We start from the raw sequence: 24995 nt of genomic DNA, 5'->3' as shown, positions 1-24995 counted from the left end.
TCGCCGGCATCGCCGGGCTCATCGGGCAGCCGACGCGGGGGCGAACACGTCAAGGCCGCCCTCGATGCCGCGAATCCACGTGCGCACCTCGTGCGCGGCCCAGCCGAGCGAGCCCGCCGCCACAAGCGCCCATGCCCATGTCGACGCCTGGGCGTACGCATCGGGGACGAGGGAGAACGCCGCATACGTGCCCACGATCACCAGCAGCGCCCACGCGCACGACAGCGCCAGCGCCTGCGACGAAGGGCAGCGGCGCGCCACGAGCAGCGCGCCCGCGCACGAGAGGAAGTAGGGAACGCACGCGTGCACGAGCGACGCGAAGGGATCGGCGCCGAGCATGACAGGCGCCGCGAGCGCGATGGCGGTGACCGTCACCACGTCCGAACACCCCAGCACGATGAGCCGCGCCAGCGCGACCGCGCGGCAGTCGAAGCGGCAGGCGTACTCGAGTTCGGCCACGCGGTGCGCAGCGCTGGCCAGCAGCTCGGGCAGGCCCACGAGCACCGTCGCCGCCGCCAGCATGCCCGAGACGACCGGGATGCCGTGCGCCATGCCGCTCGACGGGAGGCAGAGGACCGCCATGACGGCCATGAGCGCGAGCTGGGCCACCCATACGCGCGGGTGAATGAAGCGCGCCTGAGCGGCGACGAACCCGGCGAACGTCGCCTCACGGCTCCGCTCGCCCACGGTTGCGCCCGCCGCGGCCTCCGCGCTCGCGCTCGACCGCTGCTCCGACGCCACCGCCGCGCGCACGGCGGCGAGGGCCGCCGCCTTCGACATCTCGTCCGGCGCGCCGCGCTCGGCGCGGTAGTGCGCCCGCAGCAGCCGCTCCACGTCCCGCTTTCCCACGTCGCTCATGCCTCGTCCTTTCCTTCCAGCCCTCGCCGCAGCTCCGCGAGCGCACGGTTGAGCCGCCGGTTCACCGCGAACCGCGACACCCCCAGCACGTCCGCGATCTCGCCCACCTTGAACCCTTGGTCGAAGCGCAGCTCCACCACGTCGCGCAGCTCAGGGGAGAGCGCGTCAACCAGCGCGCCCACCTCGCCGCCCCCGATCGCCATCGCCGGGTCGGCGTCGGGCGAGCCGTCGGGCACGTCCACGTCGAGAGGCCCGACGGGAAGCCGCCGCACCCGCGCGGCGTCGATGCAAAGGTTGCGCGCGATGGTGAACAGGTACGCGAGCGGCTTGCCCTCGCGCGGCGAACGCCCGCTGCGCACGAAGCGCAGGAACGCCTCCTGCGCCACGTCCGGCGCGTCGTCGTAGGACGGCGCATGCCGTCGGCAGTACGCCAGCACGTCGTCGTAATGCTCTTCGACCAAGCGATCGAACGCCTCGCCGTCTCGCAGCCCGTTCTTCAAGCCCCGCTTCACCTCCTCTATCTTCTATAACGAATCCTACGATCGTTTGGTGCGGGTTCGGCTGAAAAATCCGGACGCATTCGTTCGGATGCCCCTCGTGCTTTGCCCAGCGAAGCGGTATACTTTCCCAACCCTATCACCTTCGAGAAAGGAATTCCCCGTGAAGACGCTTGCCAAGATCAGCGACTTCGCGGGAAAGTACATGGCGATCATCGCGCTTGCCGTCGCGATTATCGCCTTGGTCTTTCCCGCTCCCGTGTCCGCAGTCGTGAAGACCAGCTACGTGAACATCCTTTTGGGCATCGTGATGTTCGGCATGGGCATGACCCTCAAGCTGGCCGACTTCAAGGTGGTGTTCACGAAGCCGAAGGCCGTCGTCGTGGGCATCCTGGCTCAGTTCGTCATCATGCCGGTGCTGGCGTTTCTGCTGACGATGGTGTTCCAGCTGCCGCCCGAGCTGGCCGTAGGCGTGATCCTCGTGGGCTCGTGCCCCGGCGGCACCAGCTCCAACGTCATGACGTACCTGGCGAAGGGCGACGTGGCGCTGTCGGTGGGCATGACCGCGTGCACCACCGTCATGGCGCCCATCGTCACGCCGCTTTTGGTGCTTCTGTTCGCGGGGCAGACCGTGGACGTGAACGTTGTGGACATGTTCCTGTCCATCGTGCAGGTGGTGCTCGTGCCCATCGCGCTGGGCTTCCTCATCAACTACTTCTTCGAGAAGGCGGCTCAGGCCGCGTCGGCCGTCCTGCCGCTCGTGTCGGTTATCGGCATCTCGCTCATCATTATGGCGGTCGTGGCCGCCAACCAGGCGAAGCTGCTGACGGTGGGGCCGCTCGTCATCGCCGTGGTGATGCTGCACAACCTGCTTGGTTACGCGCTGGGATACCTGACCGGGCGGGCGCTGCGCCTGTCGAAGGCCCAGATGCGCACGCTGTCCATCGAGGTGGGCATGCAGAACTCCGGCTTGGCCACCTCGCTCGCCACGGTGCACTTCGCAGCCATGCCGCTGGCCGCGGTGCCCGGTGCCGTGTTCAGCGTGTGGCACAACATCTCCGGCGCAGTGTACGCGAACATTCTCGCCCGCTCGGCCGGCAAAGACGCCGTCGAGGCGGACGAGGTCGAACAGGCTGCCGCGTAGCGGGCGCACGTTGCCGCGGGAAGGCCCGCACGAAGCACACGAACGAAGCCTGCCGGCTTAGCGCATGGGGCGCAGGCCACTCGTTCCACCGCCCGAACCACGCGTCACGAAATCGGCGTTTGGTGCCGGGGCGCCGCTGGCGTACAATCGAATCCAGCATGAAAAGCATCGCGCGGCGAACGCACGCCCGACGGAAAGAGGACATAATGGCGGACACCACAAGCAGCATCGAGCTCGGCTTCATCGGGTTCGGCAACATGGCCCAGGCGATGGCGCAGGGCCTCGTGGACTCGGGCGCGCTTTCGGGCGAGCACATCCACGCGTGCGCGGGACACTTCGACAAACTGCAGGCCTCGGCCGAGAAGCTCGGCGTGAACGCCTACCGCGAGGCGGCCGAGGTGGTGAGAGCCAGCGACTTCGTCGTCCTGGCGGTGAAGCCCTACCTCATCGAACAGGTGGTGGAGCCGGTGCGCGACCTGCTTGCCGACAAGGCCGTGATCTCGGTGGCCGCCGGGCGCGACTTCGCGTTCTACGAGGGCGTCCTCGCTCCGAACAGCCGTCACCTCAGCACCATCCCCAACACGCCCATCGCCGTGGGCGCGGGCGTGATCGCCTGCGAGCAGCGCCACTCGCTCACCGACGAGCAGCTGCAGACGTTCGAGAACCTGTTCGGCCGGATCGCGCTCATCGAATGGGTCGACGGCAAACTGCTGTCCACGGCCAGCTCCATCGCCGGCTGCGGCCCCGCGTTCGCCGCGATGTTCCTGGAATCGCTCGGCGACGCCGGCGTGAAGCACGGCCTGCCGCGCGCCACCGCCTACCGCCTCGCGGCGCAGATGATGATGGGCACCGCCAAGCTTCATCTGGAAACCGGCACGCATCCCGGCGCGATGAAGGACGCCGTGTGCTCGCCGGGCGGCACCACCATCAAGGGCGTGGCCGCGCTCGAGAAGGACGGCTTCCGCGGATGCGTGATCGACGCCATCGACGCCATCGAAGGCGAGTAGGGCGTCACACGACCCAATAGAACGTCGTTGTNCCCCCTTCCCGTTCGACTTCGTTTAACGCCTAGAAGCCGAACATGGCCGTCGTCAGGTAGCGCTCGCCTGTGTCGGGGAGGATGACGACGATGGTCTTGCCCTTGTTCTCGGGACGGCGCGCCAGCTGGGTGGCGGCGGCCACGGCCGCGCCCGACGAGATGCCCACGAGCAGGCCCTCCTTCGCCGCCAGCTCGCGACCCACCGCGAACGCGTCCTCGTCGGCGACGGTGATCACCTCGTCGTACACCGCGGTGTCCAGCGTGTCGGGCACGAAGCCCGCGCCGATGCCCTGGATCTTGTGCGCGCCCGCGCGCCCCTCGGACAGCACCGGCGACGCGGCCGGCTCTACGGCCACAACCTGCACGTCGGGGTTCATGCGCTTGAGGTACGCGCCCGCGCCGCTCACCGTGCCGCCCGTGCCCACGCCCGCCACGAAGATATCCACGTCGCCGCCCGTGGCCTCCCAGATCTCAGGGCCCGTGGTAGCCTCGTGGACGGCCGGGTTCGCCGGGTTCGTGAACTGTCCAACGATGAACGAGTTGGGGATCTCGGCCGCCAGCTCCTCGGCGCGTGCGATGGCGCCTTTCATGCCCAGCGCGCCGTCGGTCAGCACCAGCTCGGCGCCGTAGGCCTTCATGAGGTTGCGACGCTCGACGGACATCGTCTCGGGCATGGCTATGATCAGGCGCATGCCGCGCGCGGCGGCGATGGCGGCCAAGCCGATGCCGGTGTTGCCCGACGTAGGCTCGATGAGCACGGTGTCGGCGTCTATCTTGCCGGACGCCAGCGCGTCGTCGATCATCGCCTTAGCGACGCGGTCCTTGACGGAGCCGGCCGGATTGAACGACTCCACCTTCCCCACGATGATAGCGTCCAGGTCGTTGTTCTTCTCGTAGTTCGTCAGCTCCACCAGAGGCGTGCCGCCGATCAGCTCCGATACGCTTTTGTACACGGTCATGATGTGCCTGCTTTCCCGTCTTCCGATCGCGCGCCGCGCGGGCGCCGACCGATGCCCGCGCGCGGCGGGTTCCCTATGTGTCGCACTAAATCCTACTGTATCACTATGTATTAGTCAAGCAGCTGTCGACGGCATCGATCTCGAAGCCTTCCGCATCCAACCGAGGCTTTTCCACCGATCCGCGGTCATTATAGCTCTTCCATTCGATGGAGCCCGTCGGGAAGAACAGGAGATCGAGCCCTCGCAACGCGAGAGCGCAGAACGAGCTTCCCGGATGAAGGAGATGCCGACGCCACGCTGCTGGCCTCCGAGGTCATCCTGCAAGAAGCGGAGGCAGCGGGGTTCTGGGGCTAGGCGCCCTCCCCTTCGGCTCGCTGCTCGGCCAGCAGCAGGTCCACCATGCGGCCGTAGCTGCGCATGCCGTCGGCCTGGTCGTTCGCCTTGAGGTAGGTGTCGTTGGCGGCGTTGGAGACGTCTTGGATCGGGCCCTCGTACTGCGCCCAGTGCTCCGCGCGCTGGGCGAGATCGCGCCGCACCGCCGCCGACAGCCCCGAGCCGATCGCCTTCGCCGCCTCCGGATCCACCTTCCTCAGCGCCGATACGGCGTTGTCGTACGCCAGCAAGTAGCCGCTGTAGCGCATCAGCGCGTCGTCCGACTGCTTGCAGGCCAAATACGCGATGAAGTTCGCCTCGTCCTCGCGCATGAAGCCGCACTGATGCGCCAGCTCGTGGGTCATGGTCCACGGAACGACGAAGAACGGGTTGTCCACGTTGATGTTCGACTCCATCGTGAAGGGGAAGAACATGCCGCCGATGTTCGCGTACGACATCAGCTCGGAGGCGAGCACCGGCTTCGGCGGCGAGTACAGCGGCCGATCCAGCACCGGGTACTGCTCGGCCAGCTTCCGCATGGCCTCCACCGACTCCTGCGCGTACTGCTCGAACTGGCCGGGCTCGGCGTCGAACAGGTCCGCGTCGTCGCCCAGCTGCGCTCGCGTCTGGCCCAGGTCGTCGGCCAGGGAGGACGCGAGCCGCACGAGCTCCTCCTGGCGCTGCGCCGCGTCGGCGTCGGCTTCTTCCACATCGTAGCCGGTGTGCTGGGTGAAGGTGTAGCGGTAGTAGTTCAGCCCGCACAAAGCGGTGAACAGAAAATACACCACGCAGCAGATGGACACAGCCCCCATGACGGCACGGTAGGCGACCGTACCGCGCTCGCCCTTGCTCACGACGAGCTTGCGGACGCAGTACACGACGTATCCCACGCAGAACAGCAGGAACAGCGCCGCAACCCACTCGGCCACCGAGAAGCTCACAAGCGACGGCAGAAATCCCACGACGCTGGACAGCGCCGGGTACACGCCCTGGGCGTACACGTGCTCCGCCCAATCGGGATGCTGCCGCGCGTACGAGGTCGCCGCAAGCGCGACGATGCCGAGCGGTACGAACAGCATCCTCTTGAGCAAGAACTTCCGTATGCCCCGTTTCGATTCGTCGGTTTCCATAGGGTGACAGTATAGCCCGACGAAGCACGCGCACCGCTCCCCCGCCACCATCCTCACCGCATCACCCAAAGCGATGAGCGGGTAGCGCCAGACGCAGACGGGACCGCTGCAAGAAACCCGGGCGTTTCTGCACAAAAACCCGCGACGTTTGATATCGTAGGGGCCGAACGCTGAGAGCCGTCGACAGCGCGTCCCCAAAATGCCCGATCAGGATCGCAGGCCCTCGCAGCCGCAATGCGGGAGATAGACGCGAAGACCTTCCAAAGCCATACGTCGGCGTTTTTTGTGCAGCGCGCAGCGTTTTTCGTGCACGGCAGACCGAGACGGGCAACCCGAGAGCAAGCCCAAACTCCCGCCAACGAGGGCGCGCAAGCGGGAGCGGCTCGCACCCTACAAGTCGTCCACCAGGGCGCTCGACTTGGCGTAGGCGGTGCTGCGGGCTTCGAAGAAGTCGGTCTTGATCATGTTCGCGTTCGAGAACTGGCTCACCCACGACATGCTCTCCGGCTCGCGCTCGTGGCCCTCGTACAAAGGCTCGAAGCCCAGCTGCGTGCAGCGCAGGTTGCCCAGGTACTGGATGTAGTCGGTCACCATCTGCTTGTTGAGGCCGGCCACCTCGTCGCCGATGGCGTAGTGGCCCCAGCGTATCTCTTGCTCGCAACCCTCCTTGATCATGGCGCGGTACTCCTCCACCAGCTCGGGCGTGAACAGCTCCGGCTCTTCCTCTTTCAGTTCCAACAGGATGTTGCGGAACAGCCACAGGTGCGTGTTCTCGTCGCGGTTGATGTAGCGGATCTCCTGCACCGACCCCGGCATGAGGTTGTTGCGCCCCAGGTTGTAGAAGAACATGAAGCCGCTGTAGAAGTACACGCCCTCCAGGATGTAGTTCGCCACCAGCACGCGCGCGAGCGCCTCAGGGCTCTTGTCGTCCTGAAACTGGTTGTACAGGTTGCCGATGAACTCGTTGCGCGCCAGCAGATGCTCGTCCTCCTTCCACTGGTACAGCACGTCGTTGCGCTCCTGCGGTTCGCAGATGGTGTCCAGCATGTAGCTGTAGCTCTGGCTGTGCACCGTCTCCTGGAAGGTCTGGATGGCCAGGCACAGGTTCACCTCGTTGGCCGTGATGTACTCGCCCACGGCAGGCAGGTTCGCCGATTGCAGGCTGTCAAGAAAGATGAGGAACGACAGGATCTTGTCGTAGGCGCGCCGCTCAGACGCGGGCAGCTTGCGGTAGTCCTTTATGTCCACCCCGAGGTTGATCTCCTCGGGTATCCAGAAGTTGTTCATAGCCTGGCGATACCAGTCGCTCACCCACTCGTACTTCATATTGTTGAAGTCGTTCAGGTTCGTCGTATTCCCCCCGATCATCCGCCGATCCAGCACATCGGTGTCGCCAAGGGGGTTGAACAACGGCTTCTTCTTCAACTGGCTCATAAAACTCTTCCTTCCAGAAAATCAGCTACGGACGAACAATGGCGCAAAGGGCGAGCGAAGCGACGCCCGTCAGGTTGAACCACGATCAGGGAGGGGGTTCGGCGCGTTCACCAAGCGACCTGCTTGCAGGCAGCCGGGGCGCGGTGCCCACCAAGCGAGTTCCATCACGTCGGGGCTGGGGGCGGTGCCCACCAAGCGAGTTCCGCAGCGAAGCGAGGACTGTCTGAGCGACTGGGCATTGCCCCCAGCCCCATCTCACAGGTGGAACCCGGCGACTGGGCACCGCACCCCGGCTGCCGTCGCGCAGGTGGAGCTCAGCGACTGAACATGCCGGACCCCCTCCCGTCCCCCAGGTTCAACCTACGACGAACACACTTCGCATTCTTCCACTTCCAGGCTCTTCGACCGCACGTAATAGATGGTTTTCATGCCTTCCTCCCAGGCCAGCAGGTACAGATCCAGCACCCGCCTGAACGTGTACTCGTTCGTGATGTACAGGTTCATGCTCTGCGCCTGATCGATGTGCCGCTGGCGCACGCCGCAGGCGCGCACCGACCACGCCTGGTCGATGAGGTGGGCATTCTTGTAGTACCAGAACGTGTCCATCGACAGCTCGGGCGCCACACGCGGCATGAGGCCGTTCTTCTTCTCCTCCAAAAAGTAGCGGTTCATCACCGGGTCGAGCCCCGCAGTGGTGCCGGCGATGATGCTGGTGGAGCTGGTGGGCGCCACGGCCAGCAGGTAGCCGTTGCGCAGGCCGTGCTCGGCCACGTCGCGCGCGAGCTCGGCCCAGCGCCCGTCCGTAAGGCCGCGGTCGCGGAAGTACTCGCCCGTCTGCCAGCCGCTTCCCTCGAAAAAGCCGTACGCGCCCTTCTCCCGCGCGATGGCGCAGCTGGCGCGCACCGCCGCGTAATGCACGTCGCCGAACACGCGCTCGGCGAAGGCCAGATGCTCTTCGCTCTCCCACCGGATGCCGCTTTTCGCCAGCAGATGGTGGTAGCCGCTCACGCCCAGGCCAATGGGACGGTACTGCCGATTGTTGATCTGGGCGTAGGGCACCGGGAAGAAGTTGAGGTCGATGACGTTGTCCAGCGCGCGTACCGCGCTTTCGGTGACGTGCGCAAGCTCGTGCGGATCGCCCATGTCGATATGACCCAGCGACAGGCTGGCCAGGTTGCACACCACGAACGCGCCCGGCTTCGTCACGGTGACCACCACCTGCTCGCCGTCCACGTCCTCGATGCGCTGCTCGAGCTGCTCGATGGCGCCCATGTTCTGCGCGATCTCGGTACACAGGTTGCTGCAGTAGATCATGCCTCGGTGCTTGTTCGGGTTCGCCCGGTTCACCGCGTCGCGGTTGAAGGTGAACGGCGTGCCCGTTTCCACGGCGCTCTTGATGATGAGGCGGATGACGTCCTTGATGGGGATCGCGCGCTTCTTGATGCGCGCGTCGGCCACGCACTCCAGGTACTTGCGCGTCCATTCCTCGCCGTAGCAGTCCTCCAGCGCGTAGCCTTTCACCGTGAGGATCTCGTGCGGGCACATGAGGTACCAGTCGCCCTCGATGTTGTCGCGCGCCTGCTGCCAGAAGTAGTCCGGATAGCACACGGCCGGGAACACGTCGTGCGCCTTCATGCGGTCGTCGCCGTTGTTCGTGCGCAGAGCCAGGAACTCGGGCAGGTCGCGGTGCCACGCGTCGAGGTACACCGCCACGGCGCCCTGGCGCATGCCCAGCTGGTCCACCGCCACGGCCGTGTCGTTGGCCAGGCGGATCCACCGGATGACGCCGCCGGCCGCCCCGTCGAAGCCGCGGATGGCGCTGCCGCTGGCGCGCACCTTGCCGAAGTACAGGCCCATGCCGCCGCCGTACTTGCTCACCTTCGCGAAGTTGTCGATGCTGCGGTAGATGCCGTCCAGGCTGTCGGGCACCGTGTCGATGAAGCACGACGACAGCTGATGGAACGGCTTGCGCGCGTTCGACAGCGTGGGCGTGGCCATGGTCACTTTCAGCGTGGACAGCATGTCGTAAAAGCGGCGCACCCACCCCATGCGCTCGTCGGGGCGCTCCTCCATGGCAAGGTGCAGCGCGATGCCGAGGAACATCTCCTGCGGCGACTCCAGCGGCGCGCCCTGATGCGTGCGGATGACGTAGCGGTCGAGCAAAAGCTGCAGGCCGGCGTAGGTGAACAGGTCGTTGCGGCTAAGATCGATGAAGCCGGCCGCCTCGTCCAGCTCGGCGGGCGTGTAATGCTGCAGGATGTAGTCGCCGTACAGGCCCTCCTCGGTAAGGAAGGCCACCTTCTGCGCGAACGTCTCGATGTGCCGGGCGGCCAGGCGCTCGGCCAACGCGCGATCGAACTGCACCATCAGCAGGCGCGCGGCGATGATCTCCCAGCGCGGCGCCTCCTGCGTGGTCAGCTCCACCGCCGCCTTCACCAGCATGGCCAGCAACTGGCCGTCGGCAGCGTCGGGCTTGGCGAACGACTGGAACTTGGCGCTGAGGTGGGCAAGCTCGTACTCCTCGCCGGGGAACTCCTTCTGCACCGACGCCAGCACGCCCGGCAGCGCGGGCACGCTCGGCAGCTGGGCGCACAAACGCTCGCGCGCGGCGCGCTTGCGGGCGCGGTCCTCGCGGTACAGGATGTAGCTTTTCAGCTCCTCGTAATGGTTCGCTTCCATGAGGGCGCGCTCCACGAGATCCTGCACGTCCTCCACCGAGACGGAGCCGCCTTCGCCCTGCTCCGCGCTCGCCATCGCGCGCTCGATGCGCGCGATGAGGCGGTCGGCCTCGTCATCATCTAGCACCGTGCCCACGCTGGCGAAGGCCGCGCCCATGGCGCGCTTGATCTTGCCAGCCTCGTAGGCTTCCACGGTGCCGTTGCGCTTGGAAATCTGCATGATGTCGTCTCGCCCTTCGTTCTCCGATTGCGGTGCGTTTTGAGAGCGACCATCGTATCACAATATGTTACAAAAATCGCAACATATTGGGGAACGGATAGGCAACGCCCACCACATCGACGAAGGCGACTGACCCGCCGAGCGCGCAAAAAACGGCAGGCGACGCAGAACGGTCGCCCGCCAACCTGCAGCTTCACGGCCGAAAGCAGCGCGCAGCCGACGGGAACGCGACCCCGGGCGACGAGCCGGAGGATCGATGTGCGGCGAAATCGAGCTTTTGGCAGTCTGAGCCCGGTTTCTTTCGCCGTTTCGAAACCGCAGGAAAACGCGACCTGGGGTTTTTCCTCGCGGCATTCCGGACAAAAACCCGATGACTGCCAAAAACCCGATTTCGCCGCACATCAAGCGAGCGGAACCGTCGCACCCGTCGCGAAACCAACCCGACCGAGCAGGGCGGTCGCCTACTTCTTCGCGCGATCGTACTAGTCGGCGCCGACGACCACTTCCACGGAGCTCCCGTCCCCCACGACATCCCCTCCACGAGGGGCTCGACGGTTTCGATGCCCAACTCGTCGGCCACCTCCTGCGCCTGCGGGCGATTGCCTCCTCGCTCCGAGAACCGTCACGAGCAGTGCACGCCTTGCCAAGCGCGAAGGTGCGGTTCGGCTGCTGGGGTATAATCCTGCATACGTGGGAAGGGGATGCATGAAATCGCTGGAACGGGTGCACGGGACGACCGGCATCAAAATCATCATCGGCTCGGCTTTTTTCTGGGCTTGGCTCGACGCGTTGTTCATGAGCATGTTTTTCGTCCGGCCGGAGGCCGAGGGCTTCATGGCCGAGATGGCCACTATAGCCGTGTTCGGTCTGAGCCTGCCGTGGCTCGCGCTGTCGCTGGCCAAGCCGGCCGCATGCAACGGCCTGCTGGCGAAGAAGCGCGTGCCGCTCGCGTTCGCCGCGCTGGGCACGGCGGGCTCGCTGCTGCTCCTGCTTGCCGGCATCAACCTCAACTGGATCGCGCTCGTCGCCGGCGGAACCTGCGCCGGCGCGTTCATGGCAGCCTACCAGCTGGCATGGGGCGCTGCGTACTGCCACGACGGCGAGCGGAGCGCGACGCCCTACGTGGCCGGCGGCTTCGCCTGCGCCATCGTCGTCGACGCGCCGCTTCTGTTCATGATACCCGAGGCCGCCGCCGTGTTCTCGGCGCTGCTGCCCCTCGTCTCGGGCGCGTTGTTCGCGAGCATCGACCCCCAGTTGCGCACGTACCGCCGCACCGCCCCCGTCGACCCGCTGCCGAAGCGGAGCGTCCGCTCGCGCCTGAAAGCGCACCTCGGAACCTCGATGATGCTGTTGTGCGCCGTGGCCCTCGTCATGACCGGGTTCGGCTACCTGCAGCACCTCGTTTCGTTCTCGCCTATCGCCAGCGACGGCTATCCCAACGGCATCCTCGTGCAAGTCGCGCGCGGCGTCACGGCGGTGCTCGTGTTCGCCATCGTCGTGCTGGGACGGCGCCGGGCAAGCGCGGTGTACCGCGTGGGGCTCCTGGCCATGATCGCCGGCTTCATGCTGATGGCGTTTCTGTTCGGCACGAACCTGTTCTGGGTGTCGGGCGCCATCATCATCAGCGGCTACACGATCCTCGACCTGCTCATCTGGGTCGCCTTCTCGCAAATCGCCTACGCGCAGTCGCGCGACCCGCTGAAAACCATCGCGCTCATGCGGCTGCTGGCCGTGCTGTGCTACCCGGTGGGCGCCGTCGCGGGCATCATGCTGGTAGGCAACGGCGAGACGATGCACGGCAACGTGGCGGCCGAGACCACCGTGGTTGGCTACCTCGTGGTCATCGCCACCGTGCTGCTGCTCAGCAGCGAGGACATGTGGATGCTGACGGGGCGCCAGCAGCCGAGCCTTTCCGGCGACGACCGCGCCACCCAGGAAGAGCGCATCGACGCCTGGTTCGACAGCATCGGCCTCACTGCGCGCGAGCGCGAGATCGGCCTGCTGCTGGCGTACGGCCGCACGCAGCCCTGGATCGCCGAGCGTCTCAGCATATCGGAGAACACTGTGGGCACCCACGTGCGCCACATCTACCAGAAGGCGGACGTGCACGATCGCCAGCAATTCATAGATTCGGTTCTTTCACCTGATCAGACGGCATCACCCGAACCACGTGATCAAGCCCGCTAGATCACGGGACCTGCCTGATATTCGCAAATAAGGTCATTTGCGCGTTGTGCGGCCGCGCGTCTTCCCGCACCCTGCTTTCAGCGCAACGCACCGTTGCGCAGCCCGCCCCGCGGGCGCAAAGGGAGAGGGCCCGCGAAGGGTCCCGAGGGAAGGGGTATCTGGATGGATATCAACCGCAGGAATTTCTTGAAGGGCGCGCTCGTCACCGGCGCCGCCGCAGCCGCCGCCGTCGCGCTTCCGGCATGCAGCCCGGCTGCGCCGTCCGACGCATCCGACGCCAAGAGCTCGTCGAAGGGCGGCGAGACGACCGGCGCGAAGCACACGTGGGAAGTCGCGCCCGAGCCCATCGCCGACATCGCCGAGACGCAGGACTTCGACGTGGTGGTCGTAGGCGCGGGTCTGGCGGGCATCAACGCCGCCGAAGCCGCCGCCCGCAACGGCGCGAAGACGGTGGTCATCGAGCGCAACACCACGTTCTCCGTGCGCGGCGTGGACGTGGGGCACATCGGCAGCAAGTACCACAAATCGAACGGTTTCGACCTCGACCCGCGCGTGGCTGCGCGATTCCTGCACCAGGCGTCGCACCAGACCACGAACTACGACCTCATCTACGTGTGGGCGTCGCGCTCCGGCGAGGTGTTCGACTACATCGAGGATCTGGGATCCAAGAACGGCGTGAGCATGGTGCCCGCGCTGTCCGGCACCGCGAAGTACGGCAACTGGTCCACGTTGTCCGACCGTTGGCGCGTCTATCCCGATGCCGTCTCCTTCGTGCGCGGCGGCGAGACGTACGACATGCGCGATGACGGCCAGCCGGTCAACGTGACGCTGGGCGAGCTCGTGTACAACTCCGCCGTGGACAACGGCGCCGAGTTCGTGTTCGAGGCGCGCGCCGAGCAGCTGGTGGGCGACGCGGCAAGCGGCATCACCGGCGTCGTCGCCACCACGAAGGACGGCAAGCACGTGCAGTACAACGCCAAGAAGGGCGTGATCCTGGCCACGGGCGACATCGGCGGCAACCAGGAGATGGTCGACGCGTTCTGTCCCATCTCGAACCGCTCGGACTCCAACTGCTACGCGCCGGCCGGGTTCAACAACGGCGACGGCCTGCTCATGGGCATGTGGGCCGGCGCGGCCATGTCGAAGAGCGAAGCCGCCCCGATGATCCACCAGTTCACGCTGGACACGCTCGAGTTCAACCTGACCTCGTTCATCATGAGCTGGCTTGCCGTGAACGCCAACGGCGAGCGCTACGGCGCCGAGATGCCCTTCGAGCCCATGCTGACGAACGCCCGCATGAACACCCCGGGCAACGTGGCCTGGTCCATCTTCGACTCGGACTACGAGACCTACATCATGCAGCAGCAGCCCGAGCGCTACGATCGCTTCACCGACGGGCTGGACGCCGTCATGGAGAAGTGGCTGGGCAACGGCAAGCTGATCAAGGCCGACACGCTGGATGACCTGGCCAAGCAGCTGGACATCCCGGCCGACACGTTCAAGGCCACCGTCGAGCGCTACAACAGCATGGCCGAGGCCGGCGAGGACGTCGACTTCGACGTGCCCGCGCAGTGGCTCGCGCCCGTGAAGACCGCGCCGTTCTACGCCACGAAGAACGTGTGCTCCACGCTGACCATCCCCTTCGGCCTCCACGTGAACGCCGACTCCCAGGTGCTCACCGCCGAGGACGAGCCGATTCCCGGCCTGTTCGCCATCGGCAACGTGCAGGGCGACTTCTTCGGCAAGGACTACCCGGTGCACTGCCCCGGCGTCAGCCACGGCCGCTGCGTGACGTTCGGCCAGCTGGTCGGCGAAGCGTGCGCCAAGGACACGACCATCGGCGAGCTCGACTTCGCCTAAGCGCGAGCGACCGACCCACGAAGGCGGGACCCCTCCCTCTTCCGCCTTCTTCTCGATGCGGCCGTCCTCCGGGGCGGCCGCGGTCGTTTCGCGACCCACAGGGTTCCCGCCGATACCGGAGGCTCTTGTCAGCCGATCGCCGCCAGCTCCAGCCGCAAGCACAGCCAGCGCTCGCCTCCGCGCTGTTCCAGGCACGCGTCCAGCGTACCGCCCATCTGCCCGACCAGCGAGCGCGCGATGGCCAGCCCCAGGCCCGACCGCTCGCCCGAGCGCGCCGCGTCGGCGGTGTAGAAGGGCTCGAACAGCCGATCGACCTCGCAGGAGAACGCCGCGTCGACATCGTTCGCGAACGTCACCGTCACGCGACCGCCGAGGGCCTCCCCCACCTCCACGTCGAAGGTCGAGCGCGCGTACTTGCCGGCGTTGTGCACGAGGTTCTCCACCACCCGCTCCAGCGCGCCCTCGTCGCCCCGCACGCGAACCGGCCGGTCGGGCACGCGCAGGCGCACTTCCAAACCGCGCTCCCCGAACAGCCGGTAGCGCCCCGCCACCGACTCGCGCACCAAACGGCCCGCCTCCACCGGCTCGCACGCCAGCGGCGCATCCTCGTTGCGTGCCTGTGACAGCTCGTAGAACTGCGCGATCAGCCGCTGCAGCGCGTCGGCTTTGCGGCGCACCGTGGCAAGCGACGCGCGCGTATCGGCGTCCATGCCCTCTTCATCCAGAAGCGCCAAGTACCCCACGATAGCCGTCAGCGGCGTGCGGAGGTCGTGGCTGATGGATTCCACCTGGGCCTTCAGCTCGGCCTCGTGGCGCGCGTACGCAACCCCCTGCTCGCGCACGGCCGCAAGCGCCTGGTTCACGGTGCCCAGCAGCGCCTCCAAGTCTTTGTCGGGCTGCGGCAGCTTCACGATGCGGTTGTCCTCGAGGCCGCGCACGATTTCGGCCAGCTCGCCGTTCGCCCGCCAAAGCGAGCGCTTGAGCAGCGCACAGCGCACAGCGAAGAACACCGCCGATCCCAGCGCCAGAACCGCCACCGCCCCGAGGACTGCCGTCATTGCCGCATCCTTTCCCGTCGCGCCCCTACAGCTCCGTCTTGCTTGCGCGCCACAGACCCGCGATGCCGAACACCGCTACGCCTGCGAACCCCGCGATCAGGCACTTCGCCAAACCCGCCGGCGTGTCCCACAGAAACTCGGCCAGGCCGCTCTGGTTGATGGCCACCTCGTTGGAGAAGAAGTTGTACGGCAACCAGCTGGCCAGCGCGCCAACCGGCTCCACGACCATTCCCACCGCGTGCAGCGCCGAAGGCACGATGGCCACGATGGCCAACCACACCAGAAACGCAGCGCTCGTCTTCGGCAGCACGGAGCACACCGCAACGCCCAGCACAACGCAGGCGACGGTGAACGGCAGCGCCGCCGCCACGCCCTTGAGCAGGATGGACACCGCGTCCGCGGGCCCCTCCAGCAGCAGCACGGCGCTGCCCACGTACACCGCCAGGATCACCGTCATGCTGGCCAGCCCCAGCCCCGTGGACACAAGGCACTTGCCCACGAACAGATCGCGTCGCGAGCAGCCGTCCGCGACGGCGTTCTTGAACGTGCCGTCCTTCCTATCGTCGGCGAACAGCACCCAGACGAGCAGCCCCGCCAGCAGAAACAGCGAGGGCAGCATCGAGATCAGATTGCTGAGCGAGAACCGCACGGTGGCGTAGGGGAAGTCGGGCGTGCTCGCCATCGCCCACAGCAATACGCTCGATGCCAGCACGATGGCGCACGGCACGCCGGTGAACAGGTACAGCTCCCGGCCGTGCACGATGCGGTAGAGTTCGCTCTTCATGTAGTTCAGCATCATGCGACCCCCTTCTCCTTCAGCTCGAGATAGTACTGCTCGAGCGACATCTTCCTGCGCTCCAGCTTGGACACGTCCATGCCCGCTCGGGCGGCCAGGCCGCTGTACGCCTCGATGCCCGCCGCCGGGTCGAAGATGCGCACGGTGCCGTCCAGCAGCACCAGGTAGCGCTCATGACGCAGCTCCTTCTCCAGCAGCGCGGTGAAGCGCGCGGCATCCGACACGGCGATGTCCACGTAGTCGGCGCACCGCTCTTGCAGCGTGCGCGCGCTCACCTGCTCCACCACGCAACCCCGTTTCAGGAACGCGTAGGTCGTGGCCATCTGCTCGAGCTCCGCCAAGTGGTGGCTCGATATCACGATGGTAATGCCCTTGTCGCGGTTGAGCCCTTGGAGGAACGCGCGCATCTCCACGATGCCGCTGGGGTCGAGGCCGTTCGTGGGCTCGTCGAGGATCAGCACCTCCGGCTCGCCCAAAAGAGCCATCGCCAAACCAAGACGCTGCTTCATGCCCAGGGACAGCGTGCGGCAGCGCCGATCCTTCGCATACGCCAGCCCCACGGTGTCCAGCACGCGCGCCACCGCGTCCTTGCCCGGCACGCCCTTGCGTATGCGGCAGCATTCCAGGTTCTTCTCCACGCTCAAACCCGGATAGAAGCCGGGGCTCTCGATGATGGAGCCGATGCGCGTGCGCTGGCGCTCCAACTCGCGCGGCTCGTGCGCGCCGAACAGGCGCACCTCGCCCTCCGTGGGAAACGCCAGCCCGCACAGCAGCTTGAACAGCGTCGTCTTGCCCGCGCCGTTGTCGCCCACCACGCCGAATATGTCGCCGCGGCGGACGCTCACGTCCGCGTCGTACAGCGCGCAGACGTCCCCGCCGTAGCGTTTCGTCAGCCCCCTCGTCTCGATCACCGTGTCCATGGAATCGTTTCTCCCTTTCTTCCGCTTGCCTTGTCGTCTTGGGGAAACGATACGATGCAGCCTGGAAATAAGTCCTCAAGAAAGGTTAAGGAAAGCGTAAAGGCCCGCATCATGCCAGCTTGAAGCCGATGCCCCACACGGTTTTGATGTAGTCGCCCGCCCCTCCGGCCGCCGCCAGCTTCTTGCGGATGTTGCTGACATGCACGTTGACGGCGTTCTGCTCGCCGTAATAGCCGTTTTTCCACACCAGCTCGTACAGCAGCTCGCGCGAGAACACCTTGTCGGGCGAACGCATGAGCACGTGCAGGATGTCGAACTCGTGCGCGGTCAGCGCCACCTCGGCATCCCCGAGCGTCACGCGGCGGCGCGCGACGTCCAGCCGCAGGTCGCGATGGACAAGCGCCTCGTCGTCGGGGCAGACGCCGCCCGCGCCCGCAGCCGCGCTCGCTCCCGCAGCGCGGCGCAGCACCGCATGAATGCGCGCGGCCACCTCGTCGGGGTCGAAGGGCTTCGTCACGTAGTCGTCCGCGCCGGCCGCGAGCATGCCCACCTTGTCGGCCGAGCCCGCCTTCGCCGACACCACGATCACCGGCACGCGCGAGGCCAGCTCGTCGCGCATGCACGCCATCAACGTCGGCCCATCCATGCCCGGCAGCATCATGTCGAGCAGAACCAGATCGAACGCCGCGCGTTCCATCTGCAGCAGCGCTTCGGTGCCCGAATACGCCTGCACACAGCCGAATCCCTCGCGCGCCGCGATCTTCGCCAGCAGCGCGTTGATATCCGCGTCGTCCTCTACGACGAGAATGGTGCGCTCGTCCACAGCCTCGCCCCTTCCGGCGCCGTCCTTCCGTAACCGTTTCAGGATACCCGAAAGGGAACCGCACGGCCACGGAGAGCCCGCGACGCGCTATCATAGCTGCGACTGAACGAAAGGAACGACTCATGACCACCGATAACGCCTGCACGCAACGCCCCTTCGACCGCGAAGCGCTCGGTCGCCGCGCGCTGGAGCTGCACGGCATGAAGTACAACTGCGCCCAGGCGGTCGCCTGCACGCTCGCCCCGCTGATCGGCGCCGACGAGGAGCTGTGCTTCCGCGCTGCCGAGGGACTGGGCGGCGGCATGGGCGGCCTCACCGAAACCTGCGGAGCCGTATCGGGCGCCGCCATGGCCATCGGCCTGGCGAACAGCAACGGACAAGACGACCGCACCAGCAAACAGGCGACGTACCGCATCGTGCGGAAGCTCGTGAGCGATTTCCGCGAGCAAAACGGCTCCACCCTGTGCCCCGAGCTCAAGGGGATCAAGACCAAGCAGCCCCTGCGCAGCTGCGACGGCTGCATCGTCGACGCGCTCCAGCTGGCTGCGGACGCCCTGGCCGGCCTCCCCGCCGACAAACCGCTCGACGCGTAGCCGGACGATGCACGCGGTTCGCGTCGTCCGACGAAACGGCGCGCTCGGCGAACGGGCCATCCGGTATCATGGAGGAGATCGAAACGAAACGCACGCGGAAAGAAGGCGGTCCACATGTCCCCCATCGCTTCCAACGTCAAGTTGACTAAGACCCTCCGGACGGTCGCGCTCCTCGCCGCCATCGCGCTCGCAGCTGCCCTCGGCGCCTGCTCTGCTCCGCCCGCGCAAGAAAAGGCGCAGCAAGCGCAGCCGGAGCCGCTCGTCGTGAACGACACGCCGGCGCCCCCGGTGCCCGACCCCGAGTACATCCTCGTCATCGGCGACGACTCCTGGGAAGAGTACACGCCGGGCCACGCCGACCTCATGATGCTCATGCGCCTCGATTTCGAGAAGCACCTGATCACGCTCGTCAGCGTGCCTCGCGATACCGCCTACGTTTTCCCTGACGGCAACACCGCGAAGCTCAACCAGATGCTGACCAACGCCGGTCCCGAAGCGCAGTGCCAAGCCGTGTCCGACGTCGTCGGCGTGGACGTCTCGCAGTACGTGGTGGTCGGCTTCGACGGACTGCAGAGCATCGTGGAGCATTTCGGCGGCCTCGACGTGGACCTGCCCTACGGGCTGACGTACAACTTCTACACGAAGGACCATCCCGACGAGGTGTACGAAGCCGGGCCGCAGACGCTCACGCCGTGGCGCGCCATGGCGCTGTCACGTGCGCGCACCGGCTACAGCGACACCGGCTACCAGCAGGAGATGATCCGACAGGTGGTGGATCGCCAGATGATGACGCGGTTCATCGAGCTGGCGTACGACGACCCTGCGCAGACCGGCGCCCTGCTGACGCTTCTGCAGGGCTTCGTGGAAACGAACGTGCCGCTCGACGACCAGCTGGCCTGGGCGGACGAGCTGGCAAGCGGCGACGAGATCACCGTGCACAGCACCACCGGCCCCTACTACGGCGATTTCCTGGAGGAAGCCGGCGGCCTATGGCTCGTGCCCGAAAGCCGCGAGGAATGGAAAGCCGTCATGAAGGCCGTCGACGCTGGCGAGGATCCAGCCCCCGCCGTGAGCGTCTGGAGCGCCGAGACGGAATCCCCGGAAGCCCCCGTCAGCGTCACCACGGTGATCGACCTGGGGTAAATCTCCTCTCGACAAGATAAAAACATCTGCCCGATACCTGGATGAGCCTTGCGTAACGCCCTGCTCGGCAGGGTTCGCTTATGCTACGATGAGGTTCAGAGAAAGGACGGCATGCATGCCCATCAACAAGGCGGTTCTTGCCGCGTTCAAGGCGGCAACACGGCTTCGGCCCGACATCAGGGAGTTCTACAAAACGCAGCGCCTCGCCGAGGACGTCAGCGCCAAGCTCGTGCTGCCCAACCCCCGCTGCCGCATCGACGAGGCTTTCGCCACGATGCCCGACGGCTTCGAGGTGCCGCTGCGCGTGTTCACGCCGCTTGACTTCGACTTCTCGCTGGCCGAGGGGCTGAAGGTATCCGAGGACTCGCGCGGCACCGTCCTGTTCTTCCACGGCGGCGGCTGGGTGAACGGCACGGTTGACTTCTACATCGACGCGTGCACCACCATGGCCATCCAACTGGAGCGACGCGTAGTGTCGGTCGACTACCGGCGCGCACCCGAACACCGCTTCCCTCAGGCGGCCGAGGACTGCTACGAGGTGGCGCGCCAGCTGTACGCAGGCACGCTGCTGGAGGATGTCGACCCCGAGAACGTGGTGCTGTTCGGCGACAGCGCGGGCGGCAACCTGGCGGCGGTGCTGTCGCTCATGGCGCGCGACCGCGGCGACTTCCAGCCGCGCACGCAGATGCTGCTGTACCCCGTCACGTACAACGACCACGACCCGTTCACGTCGTGGTTCGACTCGGTGCGCGAGAACGGCGAGGACTACCTGCTCACCTGGCGCGACATCGAGGGCTACATGGACCTGTACCGCTCGGCGCCCGCCGATTTCGACGACCCCTACTTCGCGCCGCTGCTCGACCCCGACCTGTCGCGGCAACCGCGCACGCTGGTCATCAGCGCCGAGTACTGCCCGTTGCGCGACGAGGGAGAAGCGTACGCGGCGCGGTTGGAGCTGGAAGGCGACCAGGAGGTGCAGTGCTACCGCATGCTCGACGCCGTGCACGGCTACCTTCTGTATCCGTCGGTGCTCAGCCTGGTCAAGGACACGTACCGCATCATCAAGCATTTCTTGGACGGCGACGATCTCACGCAGGAGGGTGAACCCGCATGGCTCGGGATACTTGGTACCGACTAGACAACGTCGGCAAGTTCTACTCGTCCCAGGCGGGCAGCTCGGCCCAGACGGTGTTCCGCTACGCAGCCACCATGCAAGACGACGTGGATCCCGCTGCGCTGCAGCATGCCCTCGAGAAGACGGCAGGCGTCTTCCCCAACTTCAACGTCTGCCTGCGCAGCGGCATGTTCTGGCACTACCTTGAACAGTCCGCCCAGGTCCCCGTCGTGCAGCAGGAGAACCTCCCCATCTGCTACGGACTGCACGTCCACGCGAAAAGCGTGCTGTTCCGCGTCAGCTACCACGCCGCGCGCATCAACCTCGAGGTGTCGCACATCGTGTCCGACGGGCGGGGCTCGCTCAGCTTCTTCAAGGCGCTGCTGCACGCCTACATCGAGGAGCGCTACGGCGTGGAGGGCGTGCCCGCAGAATACGACGGCTCAGACCACCAGAAGTCCGAGAACAGCTTCGACAAATACTTCGAACGCGACAAAGCCGCCGCAACGCGGGCACCGAAGGTATACCGGCTGAAAGGCTGGCGCGACGAGGCCGATCCCACGTTCTTCGAGTACCACCTCCCCGCGAAGCGCGTGCTCGCCCTGGCGCGCAGCTGGGACGTAGGCGTGACCGCGCTCGTGATCGCCGTCATCATGTGCGCCATCCGTGCCGAGATGCCGCGCCGCGACCGCAGCCGCGCCATCCGCATGGACGTGCCGGTCGACCTGCGCCAGTTCTTCAAATCCACCACCGTCAAGAACTTCTTCGGGCTGGCGTTCGTATCCTACGTGCCCGGCGACGAGGACGAGCCGGTGGAGACGGTCGCCCGCATCGTGCAGGATCAGCTGAAAACCGCCACGCAGGCCGAAGAGCTCAAGAGCCGCATGAACCGCATGATCGCGCTGGAGAAGAACCCGCTTCTGCGCCTGGCGCCGCTGTTCGCGAAGGACTTCATCCTAGGGCTGGCGAACCGCCTGGCCGCGCGCGACGTGACCACCACCATGTCGAACCTCGGCCCCATCCGCATCGACGAACGCCTGGCCCCCTATATCCGCGACGTCAACATCCTGACCTCGACCACCAGCCTGAACTTCCTGATGTGCGCGTTCGGCGACGATCTGAGCATCGGCATCTCCACGGTGTACTCGAACCCGGACGTCATCAAGAACATCTGCAGGTTCTTCTCCTGCCAAGGCATCGAGGGGCGCATCAACATCAACAAGACAAAAGAAGAGGTGGCGGAAGACCGTCTTGAAGCCAAGATCGAGGCCTCGGTGAAGCGCTGGGGAGGGCAAACCCCCGCACGCGAAGGCGCGAGCGCGAAGAGCGAGGCGCCGGCGCACAACGAGACGGACGCGAGGGAGGACGACGGCCGATGAAACGATGCGAGAAATGCGGCGTGCAGTTCTCGGGCGACCTCGACCGGTGCCCGTTGTGCCAAGCCGAGCTTTCGGGCGACGCGTCGCCCGCGGTGTTCCCGCGCAACGAGGTGCGCAAGTCGGGCGCCATCGCGCTGGCGGTGCTGGCGTTCGCCACGGGGGCGTGCTTGCTGGTGATGCTGTTCTTGGGTCATCTGCTCCAGCTTCCGGGCGACATCGTGGTCACAGTCTGCGTCGGCCTCGTGGTGAACTACCTGTTCGTGCGCAACATCCTCACGCACACGCCCGACTTCCTGCGCGTCGTGGCGCGCTACTTCCTCGTGCTGCTGGCCATCGCCGCCATCTGGTTCCTCGTTTCGCGCAACCCGGTGGTCACCACCTTCGTCATACCCGGCATCTGCCTGGTGGCGCTCGTGTTCGACGGCGTGCTGCTGGCGGTGTTCCGCGGCACGTTCGTCTCGGGCTACGCGAAGTACCTGCTGTTCGACGTGGGGCTGGGCCTCATCCCGCTGGCGCTGCAGGCGCTGGGGCTCACTACGTGGGACGTCCCTTCGCTCGTGAGCGCGCTCACCGCCAGCGTGTTCCTGCTAGGGCTGGTGGTATTCGCGCGCAAGCAGCTGACAGCCGAAATCCGCAAGCTGTTCTCGGCGTAGGGACGCTAGCGCGAAAACGCCCGACCCCGCAGGGGATCGGGCGCCGATCGGTTCCGCTCGAGCAATGATGCGCGGCCGATGCAGGCTTACAGCTTGCCCACCAGGTCGATGCCCGGATGGAGCACCTCGGAGCCCGGCACCCAGCGCGCGGGGCACACGGAGTCGCCGTGCTCGGCCACGAACTGGCTGGCCTGCACGCGGCGCAGCAACTCGGCGGCGTTACGGCCGATGTTGCCGGCGTTCACCTCGTAGCACACGATCTTGCCCTCAGGATTCACGATGAAGCTGCCGCGCTCGGCCACACCCTCCTCCTCGATGTACACGTCGAAGATGTCGGCCAGCTTGTGCGTGGGGTCGGCCAGCATCGGATACGGCAGGTTTTTGATGTTCTCGGACGCGTCGTGCCAGGCCTTGTGCGCGAAATGCGTATCGCACGACACCGCGTAGATCTCGCAGTTCGCCTCCTGGAACTTGTCGTACAGCGCGCCGAGGTCTTCCAGCTCCGTCGGGCACACGAACGTGAAGTCGGCCGGGTAGAAGAAGAACACGCTCCACTTCCCCAGCACGTCGTCCTTCGTCACCGTTTCGAAGTCGTCGTTATGGAACGCCTGGACGGTGAAGTCGTCGATTTCCTTGTTGATCATGGACATGGTTGCTGCTCCTATCTCTTGAAGACGCTTCCGGCGGGATCCGTCTTCGCCAAGTTGTTATCCAAAGCGAACTTTCTCATAATTGCTACTCACAAGCTATCGTATTCTAACGTCTCCGGACAATCTCCAAAAGCACGCCGGCTCTCCGAGGCCGTCCGATGGAAGGTTTGTCATATTCTCGACAAGTTTCGCCCGCCCGAAGCGCGGCGATGGCATACTAAGCCGGCTTCGCGAGAAACCCGCGCGGCAAAGAGCGCTCCTCTCGCCGCAATCCGATACTCCCCGTCCCGAAGGAACCATCCATCCTATGAAGAAAAGCCTGCTCGCCCTTGCCACCGGATCGTTCGCGCTCGGGTTCGCCGAATTCGTGATGATGGGCATCCTGCCCGCGACGGCTACGGGGTTGCGCGTCAGCGTGCCCGATGCCGGCGATTTCATCTCCGCCTACGCGTTGGGCGTGTGTGCGGGCACTCTGTTCCTCGTGTTCGGACGGCGCGTGCCGCCGAAACGGCTGCTGCTGGGGTTCGTCGCGCTCGTGGCCGTCGGCAACGCCGCGGCCGCCTGCGCGCCGAGCGCCGAAGCGCTGGTTGCGGCGCGCTTCGTGTCGGGACTGCCGCACGGCGCGTTCTTCGGCACCGCCACCATCGTGGCGCGCGAGCTGGCCGACCCCGGCCGCGAAGGCCAAGCCGTGTCCATCATGGTGCTGGGACAGACCGTGGCGAACATGGTCGGCGTGCCCGGCGGCACGCTGCTGGCAGCCCTTTTGTCGTGGCGCGCGACGTTTTTGTTCGTCGCCGTATGGGCCGTCGGCTCGCTTTTGCTGATCGCGCGCTTCGTGCCCGCCGTACGCCCCATCCCCGACGCGGGGTTGGCCGGCCAGTTCCGCTTCCTGAAGAAGCCGGGTCCGTGGCTGGTCATCGGCGCGGTGTTATTGGGCAACACCGGCATCTTCTGCTGGTGGAGCTACGTCTCGCCGTGGCTGACCGACATTGGCGGCTTTCCGGCCGACGCGCTGCCCGCACTGCTCGTGCTGGCTGGGTTCGGCATGGTGGCCGGGTCGCTCGTGGGCGGACGCCTCACCGACCGCACGTCGCCCGGAAAGATGGCGGCGGCCGGCCAGGCCATCGGCTGCGCTGCGCTGCTGCTCATCTTCCTGTTCTCGGGCACGCCGGCCACCGCGGCGGCGCTCATGTTCCTGTGCGCGTTCGGCATGTTCTTCGTGTCCAGCCCCCAGCAGCTGCTCATGGTGAAGGTAGGCCGCGGCGGCGGCGAGATGATCGGCTCGGCCTGCGTGCAGGTGGCCTTCAATCTGGGCAATGCGTTCGGCGCCATGATCGGCCAAACCGTGCTCAACGCGGGCGCGTCCTATGCCTGGCCGAGCCTGGCGGGCGTCCCCTGCTCGCTCGCCGCCGTCGTGTTGCTTGCCGTGTTCTTCACCAGGTTCGAACGCCGCTACCGCCCTTCGACCCGATGACGCCGATCGGATGC

The 24995-nt window shown here is 66.2% G+C and carries 21 protein-coding genes; 10 read left to right on the top strand and 11 right to left on the bottom strand.

Going from position 1 to position 24995, the window contains the following annotated elements:
- Window positions 1–18: 18 nt before the first annotated feature.
- Complete coding sequence (locus GT613_RS11555; protein WP_086414802.1) at window positions 19–858, bottom strand: hypothetical protein; 840 nt, start codon at window positions 856–858, stop codon at window positions 19–21.
- Window positions 855–1358 (bottom strand): RNA polymerase sigma factor, encoded by a 504-nt coding sequence (locus GT613_RS11550; protein WP_086414803.1) that lies wholly within the window; start codon window positions 1356–1358, stop codon window positions 855–857. Before GT613_RS11550 ends, GT613_RS11555 begins: the two co-directional genes overlap by 4 nt.
- 160 nt (window positions 1359–1518) lie before the next feature.
- Between GT613_RS11550 and GT613_RS11545 the strand changes: the two genes are divergently transcribed.
- Complete coding sequence (locus tag GT613_RS11545; RefSeq protein ID WP_156732838.1) at window positions 1519–2499, top strand: bile acid:sodium symporter family protein; 981 nt, start codon at window positions 1519–1521, stop codon at window positions 2497–2499.
- A gap of 206 nt (window positions 2500–2705) precedes the next feature.
- On the top strand, window positions 2706–3506 hold the full coding sequence (gene proC, locus GT613_RS11540) for a pyrroline-5-carboxylate reductase (RefSeq protein WP_009305003.1): 801 nt from the start codon (window positions 2706–2708) through the stop codon (window positions 3504–3506).
- A 61-nt stretch (window positions 3507–3567) separates the two neighbouring features.
- Here the strand turns inward: proC and cysK are convergent, their stop codons facing one another.
- The 4 genes from cysK to GT613_RS11520 form a co-directional block, all read right to left on the bottom strand.
- Window positions 3568–4497, bottom strand: a complete 930-nt coding sequence (cysK, locus tag GT613_RS11535) for a cysteine synthase A (RefSeq protein ID WP_009608725.1) — start codon at window positions 4495–4497, stop codon at window positions 3568–3570.
- A gap of 350 nt (window positions 4498–4847) precedes the next feature.
- Entirely contained in the window at window positions 4848–5960 is a 1113-nt protein-coding gene (locus GT613_RS11530; protein WP_226844104.1) for a DUF3810 domain-containing protein, read from the bottom strand.
- A gap of 429 nt (window positions 5961–6389) precedes the next feature.
- Window positions 6390–7433, bottom strand: a complete 1044-nt coding sequence (locus tag GT613_RS11525) for a ribonucleotide-diphosphate reductase subunit beta (RefSeq protein ID WP_009608766.1) — start codon at window positions 7431–7433, stop codon at window positions 6390–6392.
- 360 nt (window positions 7434–7793) lie between these two features.
- Window positions 7794–10331 (bottom strand): ribonucleoside-diphosphate reductase subunit alpha, encoded by a 2538-nt coding sequence (locus GT613_RS11520; RefSeq protein ID WP_009608748.1) that lies wholly within the window; start codon window positions 10329–10331, stop codon window positions 7794–7796.
- A gap of 705 nt (window positions 10332–11036) precedes the next feature.
- Here GT613_RS11520 and GT613_RS11515 point away from each other — a divergent pair.
- Together GT613_RS11515 and GT613_RS11510 are read left to right on the top strand one after the other, a co-directional pair.
- Complete coding sequence (locus tag GT613_RS11515) at window positions 11037–12518, top strand: helix-turn-helix transcriptional regulator (protein WP_009305011.1); 1482 nt, start codon at window positions 11037–11039, stop codon at window positions 12516–12518.
- A 162-nt stretch (window positions 12519–12680) separates the two neighbouring features.
- Window positions 12681–14378 carry an FAD-dependent oxidoreductase gene (locus tag GT613_RS11510; protein ID WP_009305012.1) on the top strand — a complete coding sequence of 566 codons (1698 nt, stop codon included), beginning with the start codon at window positions 12681–12683 and terminating at the stop codon, window positions 14376–14378.
- A gap of 128 nt (window positions 14379–14506) precedes the next feature.
- Here GT613_RS11510 and GT613_RS11505 read toward each other — a convergent pair whose 3' ends face one another.
- From GT613_RS11505 to GT613_RS11490, 4 genes are all read right to left on the bottom strand, one after another.
- Window positions 14507–15436, bottom strand: a complete 930-nt coding sequence (locus tag GT613_RS11505; protein WP_009305013.1) for a sensor histidine kinase KdpD — start codon at window positions 15434–15436, stop codon at window positions 14507–14509.
- Between the two features lie 25 nt (window positions 15437–15461).
- On the bottom strand, window positions 15462–16235 hold the full coding sequence (locus tag GT613_RS11500; protein ID WP_009305014.1) for an ABC transporter permease: 774 nt from the start codon (window positions 16233–16235) through the stop codon (window positions 15462–15464).
- The gene (locus GT613_RS11495; RefSeq protein WP_009305015.1) at window positions 16232–17152 is read right to left on the bottom strand and encodes an ABC transporter ATP-binding protein; all 921 of its coding nucleotides are present in this window, start codon (window positions 17150–17152) and stop codon (window positions 16232–16234) included. The genes GT613_RS11500 and GT613_RS11495 overlap by 4 nt, the downstream gene beginning before the upstream one ends.
- A gap of 109 nt (window positions 17153–17261) precedes the next feature.
- Window positions 17262–17975 (bottom strand): response regulator transcription factor, encoded by a 714-nt coding sequence (locus tag GT613_RS11490; RefSeq protein WP_009305016.1) that lies wholly within the window; start codon window positions 17973–17975, stop codon window positions 17262–17264.
- 122 nt (window positions 17976–18097) lie between these two features.
- Here GT613_RS11490 and GT613_RS11485 point away from each other — a divergent pair, with 122 nt between their 5' ends.
- The 5 genes from GT613_RS11485 to GT613_RS11465 all read left to right on the top strand — a co-directional run bounded on the left by GT613_RS11485 (window position 18098) and on the right by GT613_RS11465 (window position 22857).
- Window positions 18098–18568 (top strand): C-GCAxxG-C-C family protein, encoded by a 471-nt coding sequence (locus GT613_RS11485; RefSeq protein ID WP_009305017.1) that lies wholly within the window; start codon window positions 18098–18100, stop codon window positions 18566–18568.
- A gap of 114 nt (window positions 18569–18682) precedes the next feature.
- Window positions 18683–19711, top strand: a complete 1029-nt coding sequence (locus GT613_RS11480; protein WP_009305018.1) for an LCP family protein — start codon at window positions 18683–18685, stop codon at window positions 19709–19711.
- 115 nt (window positions 19712–19826) lie between these two features.
- Complete coding sequence (locus GT613_RS11475) at window positions 19827–20849, top strand: alpha/beta hydrolase (protein ID WP_009608742.1); 1023 nt, start codon at window positions 19827–19829, stop codon at window positions 20847–20849.
- A complete protein-coding gene (locus GT613_RS11470; protein WP_009305020.1) occupies window positions 20822–22204 on the top strand; it encodes a hypothetical protein in 1383 nt (460 codons plus the stop codon). The genes GT613_RS11475 and GT613_RS11470 overlap by 28 nt, the downstream gene beginning before the upstream one ends.
- The gene (locus GT613_RS11465; protein WP_009305021.1) at window positions 22201–22857 is read left to right on the top strand and encodes a DUF6320 domain-containing protein; all 657 of its coding nucleotides are present in this window, start codon (window positions 22201–22203) and stop codon (window positions 22855–22857) included. Before GT613_RS11470 ends, GT613_RS11465 begins: the two co-directional genes overlap by 4 nt.
- A gap of 86 nt (window positions 22858–22943) precedes the next feature.
- On the opposite strand, the gene ahpC is transcribed toward GT613_RS11465, so the two are convergent.
- A complete protein-coding gene (gene ahpC / locus GT613_RS11460; RefSeq protein WP_009305022.1) occupies window positions 22944–23507 on the bottom strand; it encodes an alkyl hydroperoxide reductase subunit C in 564 nt (187 codons plus the stop codon).
- A gap of 307 nt (window positions 23508–23814) precedes the next feature.
- Between ahpC and GT613_RS11455 the strand changes: the two genes are divergently transcribed.
- Entirely contained in the window at window positions 23815–24981 is a 1167-nt protein-coding gene (locus GT613_RS11455; RefSeq protein WP_009305023.1) for an MFS transporter, read from the top strand.
- Window positions 24982–24995: the final 14 nt, after the last annotated feature.

The sequence above is a fragment of the Eggerthella sp. BIOML-A4 genome, assembly GCF_009875575.1.
Taxonomy (GTDB): domain Bacteria; phylum Actinomycetota; class Coriobacteriia; order Coriobacteriales; family Eggerthellaceae; genus Eggerthella; species Eggerthella lenta.
The sequence above is the reverse complement of the archived record's forward strand: the minus strand, read 5'-3'. Positions and strand labels throughout refer to the sequence as shown.

What these genes read in the sequence shown, in the direction of transcription:
- GT613_RS11555 (WP_086414802.1), bottom strand. Translation starts at nt 858, where the DNA reads ATGAGCGACGTGGGAAAGCGGGACGTGGAGCGGCTGCTGCGGGCGCAC.
- proC (WP_009305003.1), top strand. Translation starts at nt 2,706, where the DNA reads ATGGCGGACACCACAAGCAGCATCGAGCTCGGCTTCATCGGGTTCGGC.
- cysK (WP_009608725.1), bottom strand. Translation starts at nt 4,497, where the DNA reads ATGACCGTGTACAAAAGCGTATCGGAGCTGATCGGCGGCACGCCTCTG.
- GT613_RS11525 (WP_009608766.1), bottom strand. Translation starts at nt 7,433, where the DNA reads ATGAGCCAGTTGAAGAAGAAGCCGTTGTTCAACCCCCTTGGCGACACC.
- GT613_RS11520 (WP_009608748.1), bottom strand. Translation starts at nt 10,331, where the DNA reads ATGCAGATTTCCAAGCGCAACGGCACCGTGGAAGCCTACGAGGCTGGC.
- GT613_RS11515 (WP_009305011.1), top strand. Translation starts at nt 11,037, where the DNA reads ATGAAATCGCTGGAACGGGTGCACGGGACGACCGGCATCAAAATCATC.
- GT613_RS11510 (WP_009305012.1), top strand. Translation starts at nt 12,681, where the DNA reads ATGGATATCAACCGCAGGAATTTCTTGAAGGGCGCGCTCGTCACCGGC.
- GT613_RS11505 (WP_009305013.1), bottom strand. Translation starts at nt 15,436, where the DNA reads ATGACGGCAGTCCTCGGGGCGGTGGCGGTTCTGGCGCTGGGATCGGCG.
- GT613_RS11500 (WP_009305014.1), bottom strand. Translation starts at nt 16,235, where the DNA reads ATGATGCTGAACTACATGAAGAGCGAACTCTACCGCATCGTGCACGGC.
- GT613_RS11495 (WP_009305015.1), bottom strand. Translation starts at nt 17,152, where the DNA reads ATGGACACGGTGATCGAGACGAGGGGGCTGACGAAACGCTACGGCGGG.
- GT613_RS11485 (WP_009305017.1), top strand. Translation starts at nt 18,098, where the DNA reads ATGACCACCGATAACGCCTGCACGCAACGCCCCTTCGACCGCGAAGCG.
- GT613_RS11480 (WP_009305018.1), top strand. Translation starts at nt 18,683, where the DNA reads ATGTCCCCCATCGCTTCCAACGTCAAGTTGACTAAGACCCTCCGGACG.
- GT613_RS11475 (WP_009608742.1), top strand. Translation starts at nt 19,827, where the DNA reads ATGCCCATCAACAAGGCGGTTCTTGCCGCGTTCAAGGCGGCAACACGG.
- GT613_RS11470 (WP_009305020.1), top strand. Translation starts at nt 20,822, where the DNA reads ATGGCTCGGGATACTTGGTACCGACTAGACAACGTCGGCAAGTTCTAC.
- GT613_RS11465 (WP_009305021.1), top strand. Translation starts at nt 22,201, where the DNA reads ATGAAACGATGCGAGAAATGCGGCGTGCAGTTCTCGGGCGACCTCGAC.
- ahpC (WP_009305022.1), bottom strand. Translation starts at nt 23,507, where the DNA reads ATGTCCATGATCAACAAGGAAATCGACGACTTCACCGTCCAGGCGTTC.
- GT613_RS11455 (WP_009305023.1), top strand. Translation starts at nt 23,815, where the DNA reads ATGAAGAAAAGCCTGCTCGCCCTTGCCACCGGATCGTTCGCGCTCGGG.